This is a genomic window from Bacilliculturomica massiliensis, from assembly GCF_900605495.1.
In the GTDB taxonomy this organism is placed as follows: Bacteria; Bacillota; Clostridia; order Peptostreptococcales; family Anaerovoracaceae; genus Bacilliculturomica; species Bacilliculturomica massiliensis.
On sequence record NZ_LR027603.1, the window covers coordinates 395215 to 408687 of the forward strand.

Here is a 13473-nt window from a genome sequence, read left to right on the forward strand (position 1 = left end):
GGCGCAGCGATGTGGAAAAAGAGAAAGAATGACCAGGGCGTTCTGACAGTAGAAGCGTGTATCGCTTTCACGATTTTTATGATGGTACTTCTCACGATCCTGTTCCTCATGAGAATTGTGTATGTGTACGCTCTGGTTCAGCATGCGGCGGCGCAGACGGCAAAGGAGCTCTCGACATACACCTACCTGTACGAGGTGACTGGTATCAACGACTTAAAGGAGACGGTTCAATCCGGCGCCGCGGCCGGAACAGCCGGTTTTAACCAGGATGCGGAGCACATAATGGGAATATATGGAAGCTTGATGGGCGCGGATCTGTCGGGGGCGGCTGCCCACGCGGAAGAACTGACGTCTGATCCGGTCAAGATACTGAAGAATATGGGAAGCATGCTGATTTCCAACAGTGTGACAGCCGTAAACAATCAGGCGTTTGCCGCCATAGCCCGCCCGATGATGGCAGGATACATAGCCGCAGACTCAAACGGAGCGGGCGCCGATGAAAAGCTTCAGGCCCTGCAGGTGGTGGGCGGATTGAAGGGACTGGATCTGTCCGGTTCCCGCTTTTATGAGACGGGCCGGGAAATCGATATTGTAGTGTGCTATACGCTGGATCCGCTATTGCCCATCGACTTGATGCCGGAGATGAATTTAATGAACCGCGCCTATACCACCGGCTGGGATGGAAAGAGTGTGTTTGAAAACTAGCGCGCTGCGGTGTGAAGGAAATAAAAAAATGAAGTTTGAATATCTGATCAGTGCGGAGATCCTGCTGTTCATGCTGAAAATCAGCTTGGCGCGGGAGGCTCTGAAAAATGAAGGCGTTATCGGTACGGCGCAGTGGAAGCGGGCTTTGAGCTGCTGGTGGATCTATGGGGCGGCGTTGGTCTATATCTTTCTCGATCAGATCTGTGGTCTGTGTATGAATGATGTTGTGATCGGCGGTTTATTTATAGGGAAATCGAATGCCGGCGGAGTTGGGATGGCCGGGATCCGTACCTTTGATCTGTTGGGCACATTGCTGATCATTTCGATGGTGGATCTGAAACACAGGCGGATTCCCGACGCCCTTTCTGTTTGTCTGCTGCTGAGTCAGATACTTTTTCGAATGGAGGATCAGACTTTGGGAGCGTCGATGCCCATGCTTGCATCGGGAATTCTGGTTCTGCTTTTTTTGGGATCGGCGGCCTGGGGATTGAAGGGGAAGCTCGGAATGGGAGACGTAAAGCTCATTGCGGTTTTGGCTGTAACTTTGGGCATTAGAAACAGCATGGCGCTGCTATTTTGTTCCCTGATTCCTGCGTTTCTGGTGTCGGTGGTCCTGCTTGCCGCAAAACGGGTCAGGCTGGACAGTCAGCTGCCCTTCGCACCGTTTCTTACGGTGGGAGCGTTCGCGCTCGTTATATTTATAACATAGGAAATATCGTCCGCAGATATTTCCATATGTTTCAAAAAAGTTCACCTTGTGAAGGTGAGCCCGCAGGGCGAATATGTTTCCGAAGGAAACTTTTTGCAATCTAGGCGTCGTTGAAGGAGGTGCTGCAATGAATGCAAATATTCATTTTGATAACGAAGCGGTGGGAGGGACCAGTTATCTGGTCGGTTCCTTTTCACCGGATCAGCCGATCTTGGCCTATCAGGTGGGGATGCTTTGTTCCAACGAGATTCCAAAGCTTCTGAAAGCAAATAAGAAGCAGAAAAATGACGATATGATGATCTATTACAACGTCACGTCCAGGCTTGCGCTGAAACAGCTTATGAACAGAGGGAAACTGCATCGAGGGTTATTTGTAAAGCTCCTGGATGGAATGGTCACGGCGCTGCGCGAGGTACAGGAATATCAATTGCCTGGAAGCGGCCTGGTGTTTGATGAAGAGTACATATTTATGGAGACGGGAAGTCTGGAGCCCGCTTTTGTCTATCTTCCCATCTACAATGACGAGACGGGTCTATCCAACGCGAAGAATTTTCTGCAAAGTCTGATCTTGAAAAATGTTATAGAAACTTCCGATGGAAATCTCGTTCAGCTTCTGCTGGACGCCTTGAATTCTGAGACGCTGAGCCTGACCACGCTGGAAAATCTGGTGCGGGAACTGAAAAGGGAAAATAGGGTCAGCGCGGACGCGGACCAGAGAGTAAGAGCCGCGCCGGCGCCTGTGGAAAGAGAGCCTGAGATCGCGAAACTTCCTCCCGCTGCCCTCAGAGAATCAGGAAAACAGCCGGGCAGAGAAGAGATGAAGACAGGCACGAAAAGCGACGCGAAGAGCGGTACGAAAAAGGCTGCGGCTAAAGAAGGCAGAGAACCGGCAAACCGATCAAAGAAGAATAATATTTTCGCCTTGCTGCAGGCGGGACTGTTTGTGGGAATGGCCGGGCTTTATGCTTCGGGAATGCTGAACGATAAGATCAGCGGAAAGCTGGAGATCCGCTATCTGGCGGCCATGCTTCTGATCGTGGCGGCAATAGACGGTATCGTGTTTCGGAGGCTGTTTCACAACGGACCGGCGGATCAAAAGCAGAACAGGCCCACGGCGAAGAAGACGCCCAAAGAGAAACAGGATAAATTCCAGAGTAAGAAAACTCCGAAAGGAGATCCACGGCGATCTGCCGCCGAAGGAAGGAGGGCAGTGGCAATTCCCGGGAGGGATCAGGCCATGGGGATACAGACCCCGAACAGCGTCAAACCTGTTCCTGCGCCGCCGGTGCGTGTCGCCCCGGCTCCAGAGCTGAAAGTGCCGGCCGCCCCAACTCCGGATAGGAAAGCATCAACTGCCGCGGCGCCGAAAAGTGATCGGGGAGCTGCGGCGGATATGTGGGCGGACACTGTTATACAGGAAGTTGATGAGACCGGGGAAATTTACTTGGAATATTATGAGAACGGTATTTTGTCTAAGGTACGGCTGGATAAGCCGAGTATTCTGGTGGGACGTCTTGCCAGCCAGGTGGACTTTGCGATAAACAATGTGAAAGTAGGAAAGATCCATGCGGAATTTATATGTGACGATGGCCGCATATCCGTTAAGGATCTCAACTCCAAGAATGGAACGTATGTGAACGGAGGGGGCCGGCGAATTACTGCTAATGTGCCGTATCCGCTGCAAAACGGCGATAAGATCGTGTTGGCGGACAGTGAATTTGTACTGCGCTGTTAATAGAGAGTGTGTATATGAGTTTATACTTTGACAGCATTTCGGACGCCGGCGACAGGCGTCAGGTAAATCAGGACAGCCTGTTTTGCGCCAGCGGGATTGTAGGCGGCGTCCGGGCCGGTCTTTTTGTAGTTGCGGACGGTATGGGCGGGTTGTCTTATGGAGAGACGGTGAGCAGGTATATCACCGATCAATTTGCCAGGTGGTGGCGTGAGGATCTGCCGTCAGCGGCAGAAACACATCAGGCCGATGGGGAAAGCCTGAACGAGCTGCTGGAACAGGAGGTCTGGGACGTCAACAATCGCGTAAATGAATTCTGCAGCCAAAACGGAGAAAAATCTGGTTCTACATTATCACTGCTTTTAATTTACGGCGGTGCGTATTTTATCAAAAACGTGGGGGACAGCAGAGTATATCTGATGCGGAGAAGAAAGCTGACGCGCCTGACAGAAGACCAGTCCCTGGTAGCTCAGATGGTCCGCGAGGGCGTGCTGCAGCAGGCGGAAGCTGCTGCCTGTGAAAAGAAAAACGTGCTGACCATGTGCATTGGGGTCGCGTCCAGCGTAAAGATTTTTACATCGGAGGGCATCGCAAAGAAAGACGATATCTTTCTGCTGTGCAGCGACGGGCTGCATCATTGCCTGACTGATGAGCAGCTAAGAGACGGCCTGTTGGATGGGAAGAACTGCGGCGATCAGGCGGAACGGCTGCGGAGGCTGATCCCTGACGGAGCGGCAGGGGACAACGTTACGGCAATTGTAGTGAACTGCGGCAAAAAAGCACTGTTTGGAAAGAATGATTAGCAGTGAATGAGGTGGAAGAATGATCGGGAAAGATACAGTACTGAACGGTACGTACCGGATCCTTGAAGAGATCGGTTCCGGCGGGGGAGGTATTGTCTATAAAGCCTATCACGAGAGGCTCAAGACAACCGTTGTTCTGAAGCGGATCAAGGAGAATGTAAAAGGGATCCTTGAAAGTCGTACGGAAGTCGACATATTAAAGAACATCAAGCATACATACCTGCCCCGGGTTTATGATTTTCTGGAGCTTGAGGGGGAAATCTTCACGGTCATGGACTATATTCCGGGCAAAAGCATGGCGCAGATGCTGGCGGAACAAGGCGCGTTTCCACAGAAGCAGGTCCTGGGATGGGCGGAACAGCTGGCGGAAGCGTTGGCCTATCTGCATGGACAATCGCCGCCGGTGATACACAGCGACATTAAGCCAGCGAATATCATGCTGACGCCGGAAGGAAACATATGTCTGATCGACTTTAATGTTTCCCTGGCCTTTGATCGCAATATGCGGACGTCCACAGGCGTCAGCGGAGGTTACTCCCCGCCGGAGCAGTATCGAACGGTGACAAGCTACCGATCCTTTACTGTTTTCGGAAAAAGGAGGGAAAGTGCAGCCCGTACGGCAGATATGATGGGAGCCGCTGAGACGGAGCTTATGACCGGTGTTGGGGAAACCGGCTTCATGAGCGATGAGACAGAGATGATGAGTCCGGAAGCGACGCCCACGGTCAGCATGGTGGAGAGTCTCATCGGAAGCGGTGTGGACGAGCGGTCGGATATTTACAGCCTGGGAGCCACGCTGTATCATCTGCTGACCGGGAATAAGCCGCCGGCGGATTTTGAACGCGGAACATCAGTTGAAGAATGCGGCGTGGCTGTGAGCGAAGGCTTCGCTCATATTCTGAATAAAATGATGGAACTGGACCCCGACAGAAGATACCAGAATGGCGCGGAGGCGCTGTACGCGCTTCGGCATATTTACGAGCTGGATTCCGAATATAAAGCTTATTATAAAAAACGCAGAAATCGAAGGGTGAGTCTGGCCATTTTATATACCGTGTCCGTGGCCCTGGCGGTGGGCGGGGCTTTGACCGTACAAAAAGAAAAAAACACAGCATACAACCGACAGCTGGTGACTGCTGTTTCCTATATGGAAGCAGGAGAGTTTCAGCTGTCACAGGAAAGGATCGAGGAGGCGCGGTCGCTGCTGCCCCGCAGGATCGACGCTTACTGCCGGGAGCTTCAGCTGTATTATGCAAGAGAAGATTTCGACATATGCGTTACATATGGAAGGGATCTGATTAATAATCCGGAGTACCGGGTTCGGGATGCAAGTGATGAATATCTGCTGGGAGATATTTTTTACATCGTCGGAAACGCGTATTTAGAGAAAGATGATTTTGCAAACGCTGTGAACTGCTTTAAAGAGGCGGTGGAACTGAATCAGAATAATAGTCTGTATTACCGGGATTATGCAATTGCAGAGGCAAAGATGGGCGACGATGCTGAAGCAAAGGAAATTTTGGATGACGCGATCTTGCTTGGATTAAGAGAAGATTCTATTTACATGGTGAGAGCAGAGATCGCCTTTGCCAGGCGGGATTACGAGGAGGCGGAGACCTGTTTTCAGAAAGCCGTGGCCACGGCGGGCAGCGATTCGCTCAGAAGGCGGGCTGTACTGCTGTGTGCAAAGATGTACAAGAATTGGGGCAATGCGTATATCGACCGGGAAATATCTCTTCTGGAGCAGGAAGAAAATCAGCAGGGAACGTCCTCTCTGGTGGTATCGGAACGTCTGGGTGACGCCTACGCCAGAAAGGCAAAGTGCCTGGGCGGCTCCCAGGAGTACTATCGGCGGGCTTTAAATCAGTTTGAACAGGTTTACGCGGGGGGGATGGTTACCTATCAAGTTGAGGAGAACATCGCTGTGTTGCAGGAGCAGCTAAACGAGATCGAGGCGGCGGAACGGACGCTGCAGGATATGCTGAAACGATATCCGAAGGAGTACAGGGTTTATAAGCGGCTTGCGTTTTTGGAGGCCGATCGGCAGCAGCGGCGCGCCAATCAGCAGCGATCCTACGAGCAGATGAGAAGCTATTATGGGAAGGCAGTGCAGCTTTACGAACAGCAGGATGCGGAAGACGGTGAAATGCAGATGCTGGGAAATATGCTGCGTGAGTTGGAAGCCGGCGGCTGGTTTTAGGGAGGCAGGATCTTATGTCCACAGGAATGTTGATGATGGCGGGAGCGGCGGCACTTTTCGCACTGGCGGCGATCCTGTCAATTGCGAGCGCGGTGCATAGCCGCCGCGGGAAAAGGAAACTTGAGGAATATTTGAGGCGGGAGTATTGAACATTTTGGTACAAACATATGTGGTCAGCGGGCTGGCGGCGGCAGTTTCTCTGGCGGCGGCATGGTCAGATCTGAAATACCGGCGGATCCCCAATAAACTGACGTTTTCGAACATGGCACTTGGATTGCTGCTCAATCTGAGCTTTTTCGGGTTTGAAGGGCTTTTGGACAGTGCGGCGGGAACGGCGGCAGGCTTCGTAACGATCGCTTTTTATATGGCGGGGATGCTGGGAGCCGGTGATGTGAAGCTTTTTATGGCGGTGGGCGCGCTTCTTGGCTGGCGTCTGGTCCTGACGTCTATTTTGGCAGCTGTTCTTTTCGGTGGATCGGCGGCCGCTGTGACGCTGGCGCGGAGAAAAAATGGAAGGGCGAGATTTGCACATCTGTACCGCTACATTTGGCATACAGCGGCAACGCACAGATTAGCGCCCTATGAAAAGATAGATGGAGAAAGCGACGCTTATTTCAGCTTCGGATGCTGTATAGCGGCAGGAGTCCTTCTGGTGATCTGTCTGGATCTGAGCGGGAGGCTTACGCTGGTGTTTTGAAGAGAAAGTGGGTGGATGGGAAATGGAAGACGAGGATAGCAGGATGACGGATAAGTCGATACAGGTGATCCTTGGTGATATTACAAAATGTAAGGCAGATGCAGTGGTAAACGCGGCGAACACGACTTTGCTGGGCGGCCTGGGCGTAGATGGAGCCATTCACAGAGCGGCGGGCATGGGATTGTTCTGGGAATGTCTGAGACTGGGAGGATGCAAAATTGGACAGGCCAGGATAACCGGCGGACATCGGCTGCCTGCAGAATTTATCATTCACACGCCGGGGCCGAAGTGGAAGGGAGGGCGGCGGGGAGAGGTGCTTCTGCTGGAGAGCTGCTATCGTTCCAGTCTTGCTCTGGCGGAAGAGCATGGCTGCCGTTCCGTGGCATTTCCATCGATCAGCACGGGCAGTTATCATTTCCCGCTGGATCAGGCGGCGGAGATTGCTGTCAGAGCGATCTCTGAGTTTTTACAATGCTCCAGGTATGTGAAAGAGGTGAGGATGGTCTGTTTTGATCCAGTCGCCGAACGGGCGTATCGGGAGGCGCTGAAGAAAAGAAATTCAAAGGAGGAGCAAGTGCATGGCAGATGTATTAGGAAAGCTTAAAAATTCATTCGACAAAAGTATCGCGGCAGTGAGTATCAAATCCAATGAATTTGTGGAGGTGACAAAAGCGAAAACACAGATCGCAAATTTGCAGGAGGAGCTGGATAAGCAGGAGAAAATACTGGGACGAGCTGTATATAAGCAATGGGAAAGCAAGACGTCCGAACCGGCTGCGATTGAGGAAATATGTGAAGAAATACAGAAAAATAAAAGCTCTATTTACGTGTTGATGAAAGAGATCGACAGGATGCAGCAGGAAAATAAGAGCATTCTGGGGGTCGAGACTGTCGCCTGCCCGGCCTGCGGTTCAATGAACAAGCCGGGAGCTAAATTCTGCACAGAATGTGGATTGAAATTTGAATCGGAGGATAAGGTGAAATGTCCGCACTGCGGAAGCGCAGTCAAGCCAGGCGCCCGGTTCTGCGCGGAATGCGGAGGAGAAATCGAACGGGAGAAGGCTCCGGATCACGGGGAAGCAGCAGGCCCGGATCTTGTAATCTGTGAATGTGGACAGGAGCTGCCGGCAGATGCAAAGTTTTGCGGCGTATGCGGGAGACAGCTTTAGAAATGAAAGGAGGCAGAGACAGATGAAATGTAGAGTGTGCGGAAATGAAATTGAGGAAAACGCGAAGTTTTGCGACAGCTGCGGCGCTAAAGTAGAGTGGGATCAGGCGGAGACAGCAGAACCTACGGAATTGATCCTTACAGACAATTTGCCGGAAGCTGCCTGGGACGAGGAGGCGGAGGAGATCGATATCTACACTCCGGTGCTTCCGTGGTTTCGGAATAAAAAAATAATCTTCGGCATTTTAGGCTTGATTCTCATTGCCCTGGCAGTTATCTTTGCTCTCAGGAGTACGGCGGAAAAAGGCGAATCCGGAGAGCCGCTGATCTATTTTAAAGACAATGGATATTATTTCTATTTCAACGGGATGGAAGCCCCGCTCAACATAGCGGAAGACATGATGGAAGACGCCGATGATGCTGATGACAGCTCTGCATATGGAAGCGGCTTGTTTAAAAGGACTGCGGATGGAAAGGGAATCTATTATTTGACTGATTTCAATACGGTAGATAGAACAGGGAAGCTATACTACAAAGAGTTGGCGCAGATAAGAAAGAGCGAGAAGAAAGGGGAGACGTACGAGGGAGAGAGAATAGCCTCCAATGTATCCAGCGTCAACTGGAGTCTCACCTCTGATCAGAAGCTGTTCTATATGAAGGATTTTCAGAGTGATGATTATGGCTGGGGTAGCGGGACACTTTATTATTATAATGGAAAGGAAGAAGTTAAAATTGCAAAAGACGTGCGTTACTATGAATATTGCAGCGGGATTCTGATCTTTCAAACAGTTGATATGGACACGGAGGAGTCCGTATTGTACCGGCAGGATTTAGACGGCGGAGCGGAGAAGGAAAAGATAGCGAAGGATGTGCGGTCATACCACTGTCTGGGCCAAAAATCGGACACGATCTTGTATGTGGATGTTGATTACAATTTGTATAAAAAAGCGATGGGAAAGGATAAGGAGAAGATCGCGTCACACGCAGATATTATAAGCCGTTGCGATGAATATGCGTACTACTTGGTGGCAAAGGAGGACAAGGAATTCTCCCTTTATGATTATGTGGAGGATGATATGCTGACAGCGGATCAGTCGGTGACAGAACCGGATATCGCCGACTACCAGACCGAGGAATGGCAGGACGGCTGGTTCGGAGGATATTACAGCACCGTGACCGACTGGGACAGTTATTATGCGGCGCAGGACGTGTATGAGGAAAAGGAAGACAGGGATTATATCCGTGAGAATCTGAAGTCCGATACTTGGAAGAATGTAATCTGCAGTCTATACTGCTATGTAGATGGCAAGGCGATATTAATCTGTGAGGGAGTCGGAGACTATGATGAGATCACGGATGAATTTAATAATGGAAGGGGAGTACTGTATCAGAAAAAGGACAGTAAAGCTCCGGGAAAGGTCGTGAAGTTGTCGGAACTGGAAAGTTCTTATGATGTGTATGATTATCTGGACAGGCCGGGGAAGATGGACGGACCGGTCTACGCCAGTCTTTTTGGTCAGGGTGAAAATACAGTGACGGAAGGCGGGAAAATGCCGAGTTATGCTTATCTGTGCAGAGAGGAACAGCTGAATTATCTGATATATGATGAAGAAGATTACTCGAATTCGAAAGGCGCCTTGTATCAATGCGCCGTTTTAAAGGATGGAAGTCTCGGAGCTCCATCAAAGGCGGATGACGATGTTGACTACAAGGTGTGCATAGAAAATAATATACTGTTTTATTTTAAAGATATGGATTCTAATGACCATGGAACTTTGTGCTATTTAGACGGGGGAAAACCGGTCAAGGTGGATGATGATGTGAGTTGGTGGGAACTAGACTTTCATTCCAACGGAGACATCCTCTATTTAAAAGATTACAACAGTGAAAAAAAGGAAGGAACACTATATTGTATATCCAAAGGTAAAAAAACAAAGATAGCAGATGACGTGAGTCAGATGCAGTTTTATCAGGATCAGATCTATTATGTACAGGATTTCAGTTCCACGAAGGAAACAGGCGATCTGTATCATTACATAAGCGAAGATGAAAAAACATTGATCGATGAGGACGTTGTGTATTTCAGAGGGAATTAATATAACGGAGCGGCTATGAAGTGTAAAAAATGCGGGGCGGAGCTTCAAGAGGGGTTTGCTTTCTGTCTGCAGTGCGGAGAAAAGATCGACGACATGTCTGCTGCTGCGGAGAAAGAAGAGAAAAGAGAAGCTGTCGGATCGGCTGAAGCGGACCGGGATGGATCGGAAGATAAAAGACCGGAGGGAGAGCAGACGCCGAAGGGAATGCAAAGTCCGGAGGAAGTACAAAGGCCGGAAAAATCCCAGAAGCCGGCGGACTATAAAAAGAGGAAGCGGCGCAATCTGCTGATTCTGGCGCTGGCGGCTTTAGTTTTGTTGTGCGCTTCTGCCGGCGCGTATTTCTGGTTTGCAGTGGACCCGCCCCGCAGGTTCCGGGAACAGATGGATCTCGGGAATCGCTTTTTACAGGAAAATCAATATGAGGAGGCGGTGGTAGCGTTCGAAAAAGCGATCCGCCTGGACCCGAAGGCTCCGGAGCCGGAGATCATGCTGGCAGAGGCTTATATCGGATTGGAAAATGGAGACAGAGCGCTTGAAGCTCTGCAGAACGCAGAGGTGAAGCTGGAGTTTGTGGAAGCAGATGAACAAAACCGCCTGCGGGAGCTGATGCGCGGCTCTGCAGTCAAGTTGGTATTGATTCTGCCTCGCAGCACGGAATTTCTGGATTCCCTGTTGGGCGCGTCCATGACAATCGAAGACGTGGTGACAAATGCATATCCCAATGTGTCTCTGATCGTGAACTGCAGAGATTTTGCGGAGGAGCCAAGTCGTTCGATGTTCGTGGTTCGGGAAGACGGAGAGCGCAAACAGATCGCTGATGCGGCGCCGGGAGAAGACGGCACTGTGGTTTTGAGCTACAAAACGGAGCCGGGCGACTCCGGGCAAGAACGCAATATCGAATTGGAGTACAAGGGGAAGCAGACTGTTGCCGGAGCGGAGCGGTCCTATTTTACGCCGGAGCTGCAGGAGGCGGAGATCAGGCTGGAACAGGTAGACGTCTCTGATTATCCCACCGTACGCCTTTACTATCAGGTAACAGATCCGGAGACGAAGGCTCCGGTGGAGGGATTGAGCAAAAACGATTTCACATTGTCAGAACTGTCCGGCGGAAAGCAGCTGACAAAGGAGATCAAGAATGTCATGCAGCTGGAAAATACGTCGGGGTTGAATGTGGAAATCGTCGCAGATGTAAGCGGAAGTATGTCGGGAGATAAGATGACTACGCTCAAGCGTGTGACAGGAGAGTTTTCCGCGTCCTTGCAATATGGGGCGGGAGACAGGCTGGAGCTCATGGCCTTCGACGATTCCATCTATCAGATATGCAGCTTTACTTCCGACATCGACCTGATCCAGCAATGTATCGACGGTATGACGACCGGCGGCTCGACGGCTTTTTATGACGCAGTCATCGCGGCCTCCAACCGGGTGATGCTGCAGAGCGGAGCCCGCTGTCTGATCGCATTTACAGACGGCGGAGACAATGCCAGTCATGTGTCTGTACAGGAGGCGACCAAATATGCGAAGGACTATTCGCTGCCTTTGTTTATTATCGGGATCGGAGGCGGAATTGACGAAGATACGTTAAAACAGATGGCGGAACAGACCGGAGGATTTTATCGTCATGCCAGCGACGTAAAGGATCTGGATAAAATATATGAAAAGATCTACACGGAACGCAAAAAACTGTATATGGTGGAATACGAGACGGACGCAGCCCAGCAGCAGGCGGATGAGCGCAGCGTCGTTCTGAACCTGGAAGTCCCGGGCCGATATGAGGGCGCGGCCAGCAATACATATGTTCCGCGGACGGCAGAAGCAGGGGAAAGCAACATCGAAGTGATTAATCTGCAGGAGACATTAGCGGCGCAGGCGGAAGCCGTGGAGGACAGCAAATCGAATATCGTATTGGACTTTGCTGTGATCAAAGGTTTCACTGAAACGCAGGAATTCATGGACTATCTGGAAAGCGCCCTGGCGTCCATCGGAAGCGGAGCGGTCAACGACGCGGGGAAAAGTGACATTGCAACCTACATCGAGTACGCCATATCACAATCCTCCCGGGGCACGCTGGAAGCCAAAAGCAACAAGGTAGTGCTGTCTGCGGAAAATACGGAATCGATCTTTGCCGAAACGGAAAGAGTCCGCGCCGCCTTTGAGGAATTGCTGGCAGATTATCATATTTTCCTCAACAAGGAGCTGAAAACAAGAGCCAGGGCTGATGTTTTGGAACTGGATCTCAATAAGCCGGTGATCATTGTCATGGAAGAAACGCTGCCCGGCAGTATGGGCAATACAGACGAGCTGCTCCTGCTGATCGGAGATAACAGGAGAACAGTCAGAATAACTGGCAGCGGCGCATTGAAGCTCCTGGAACGGGCAGGTATGCTGGTCCAGCTGGACTATCTGGATGAAGGCGTACAAGTCAGCTTTGCGGATGAAAAAGGACATGCGATCGAACAGGCGCAGGCGGATATCGCAGTCAGTTTGCCGGCGGAAAATGCAATCGCTACCGTCTTTGTCACAAGGGAAGGCTACAGCGATAACTGGGGAGGACAGTACGACGAGGCAAACCAATCCATTGAGTTTTACACCAGCTATTCCGGCGACTATAAGGTGCTGGAAAATGAGATGGAGATTTCTGATATAGGCGATTTGGACAGGTCCGTACAGCAGGCGGTCAGATTTATGCTTTCCAAAGGATATTTTGGCATGGAGGAAGATCGCTTCCGCCCATCGGATGATCTGATCCGGTATGAGTTTACAGAGGTGCTGGTCAGAATGTTCTTTGCGTTGGAGCATGGGTTGGAGACCGGGTTTATCGATGTTCCTTCGGACAGCGCCTATTACAATTTTGTGGCTTCAGCGGAACAGGATCAGATCGTATCCGGCTATGAAGATCAGACCTTCCGGGGCGGCAATACCATAACGCGGGAAGAGATGATCGCCTTATGCGCCCGGACCCTGTCCGAGAAGAAGGGCTACTCTTATCCGGCTGACCCCGGGGAGCTGCTGGACTTTGAAGATGCGGCGGCGATCAGCGACTGGGCGGAGATCGATATTGCTCTGGCTGTTCGGGAAGGGCTGATCCGGTCAGGCGGACTTCTGGATCCGGAACGGCCGGTGACCAGAGCGGAAGCCGCGGATCTGCTGTATAAATTATTTATGCTGCTGTACGAAACACAGCCGATTCAGCTGGTGGCGGAAGGGCAAGAGGTCTTGACAGGCAGCGGAATTACCGATACGAAGACGGCAGTTGTGCCGGACGGTATGGTCTGGGCAGGAGCCGCCGGTTTGACGGTTATAGCCGCCGCGGCTATCGTGGTCCTTGTCAGGAGGAAAAAGAAGAAGGCAGAGCGCAAATAG

At 51.1% G+C, this 13473-nt stretch carries 10 protein-coding genes; all 10 read left to right on the forward strand.

What is annotated here, in order from left to right:
- Nucleotides 1-9: 9 nt before the first annotated feature.
- The 10 genes from E0E37_RS11390 (at nucleotide 10) to E0E37_RS11435 (ending at nucleotide 13473) form a co-directional block, all read left to right on the forward strand.
- The gene (locus E0E37_RS11390; RefSeq protein ID WP_130863161.1) at nucleotides 10-705 is read left to right on the forward strand and encodes a TadE/TadG family type IV pilus assembly protein; all 696 of its coding nucleotides are present in this window, start codon (nucleotides 10-12) and stop codon (nucleotides 703-705) included.
- A gap of 28 nt (nucleotides 706-733) precedes the next feature.
- Complete coding sequence (locus E0E37_RS11395) at nucleotides 734-1414, forward strand: prepilin peptidase (RefSeq protein WP_165445327.1); 681 nt, start codon at nucleotides 734-736, stop codon at nucleotides 1412-1414.
- Between the two features lie 127 nt (nucleotides 1415-1541).
- Nucleotides 1542-3149 carry a DUF6382 domain-containing protein gene (locus E0E37_RS11400; RefSeq protein ID WP_165445328.1) on the forward strand — a complete coding sequence of 536 codons (1608 nt, stop codon included), beginning with the start codon at nucleotides 1542-1544 and terminating at the stop codon, nucleotides 3147-3149.
- A gap of 14 nt (nucleotides 3150-3163) precedes the next feature.
- The gene (locus E0E37_RS11405) at nucleotides 3164-3949 is read left to right on the forward strand and encodes a PP2C family protein-serine/threonine phosphatase (RefSeq protein WP_130863164.1); all 786 of its coding nucleotides are present in this window, start codon (nucleotides 3164-3166) and stop codon (nucleotides 3947-3949) included.
- A 19-nt stretch (nucleotides 3950-3968) separates the two neighbouring features.
- Entirely contained in the window at nucleotides 3969-6149 is a 2181-nt protein-coding gene (locus tag E0E37_RS11410) for a serine/threonine-protein kinase (RefSeq protein WP_130863165.1), read from the forward strand.
- Between the two features lie 154 nt (nucleotides 6150-6303).
- Nucleotides 6304-6846, forward strand: a complete 543-nt coding sequence (locus tag E0E37_RS11415) for an A24 family peptidase (protein ID WP_165445329.1) — start codon at nucleotides 6304-6306, stop codon at nucleotides 6844-6846.
- A gap of 22 nt (nucleotides 6847-6868) precedes the next feature.
- Nucleotides 6869-7450, forward strand: a complete 582-nt coding sequence (locus E0E37_RS11420) for a macro domain-containing protein (RefSeq protein ID WP_246019710.1) — start codon at nucleotides 6869-6871, stop codon at nucleotides 7448-7450.
- Nucleotides 7425-8015, forward strand: coding sequence for a zinc ribbon domain-containing protein (locus E0E37_RS11425; protein WP_130863167.1), 591 nt, complete (start codon nucleotides 7425-7427; stop codon nucleotides 8013-8015). Before E0E37_RS11420 ends, E0E37_RS11425 begins: the two co-directional genes overlap by 26 nt.
- 22 nt (nucleotides 8016-8037) lie before the next feature.
- A complete protein-coding gene (locus tag E0E37_RS11430) occupies nucleotides 8038-10110 on the forward strand; it encodes a zinc ribbon domain-containing protein (RefSeq protein WP_165445330.1) in 2073 nt (690 codons plus the stop codon).
- A 15-nt stretch (nucleotides 10111-10125) separates the two neighbouring features.
- Complete coding sequence (locus E0E37_RS11435) at nucleotides 10126-13473, forward strand: S-layer homology domain-containing protein (RefSeq protein ID WP_130863169.1); 3348 nt, start codon at nucleotides 10126-10128, stop codon at nucleotides 13471-13473.

Excerpts from the sequence above, each read along its gene's own strand:
- E0E37_RS11390 (WP_130863161.1), top strand. The coding sequence starts at position 10 with ATGTGGAAAAAGAGAAAGAATGACCAGGGCGTTCTGACAGTAGAAGCG.
- E0E37_RS11405 (WP_130863164.1), top strand. The coding sequence starts at position 3,164 with ATGAGTTTATACTTTGACAGCATTTCGGACGCCGGCGACAGGCGTCAG.
- E0E37_RS11410 (WP_130863165.1), top strand. The coding sequence starts at position 3,969 with ATGATCGGGAAAGATACAGTACTGAACGGTACGTACCGGATCCTTGAA.
- E0E37_RS11420 (WP_246019710.1), top strand. The coding sequence starts at position 6,869 with ATGGAAGACGAGGATAGCAGGATGACGGATAAGTCGATACAGGTGATC.
- E0E37_RS11435 (WP_130863169.1), top strand. The coding sequence starts at position 10,126 with ATGAAGTGTAAAAAATGCGGGGCGGAGCTTCAAGAGGGGTTTGCTTTC.
- E0E37_RS11430 (WP_165445330.1), top strand. The coding sequence starts at position 8,038 with ATGAAATGTAGAGTGTGCGGAAATGAAATTGAGGAAAACGCGAAGTTT.
- E0E37_RS11425 (WP_130863167.1), top strand. The coding sequence starts at position 7,425 with ATGGCAGATGTATTAGGAAAGCTTAAAAATTCATTCGACAAAAGTATC.
- E0E37_RS11395 (WP_165445327.1), top strand. The coding sequence starts at position 734 with ATGAAGTTTGAATATCTGATCAGTGCGGAGATCCTGCTGTTCATGCTG.
- E0E37_RS11400 (WP_165445328.1), top strand. The coding sequence starts at position 1,542 with ATGAATGCAAATATTCATTTTGATAACGAAGCGGTGGGAGGGACCAGT.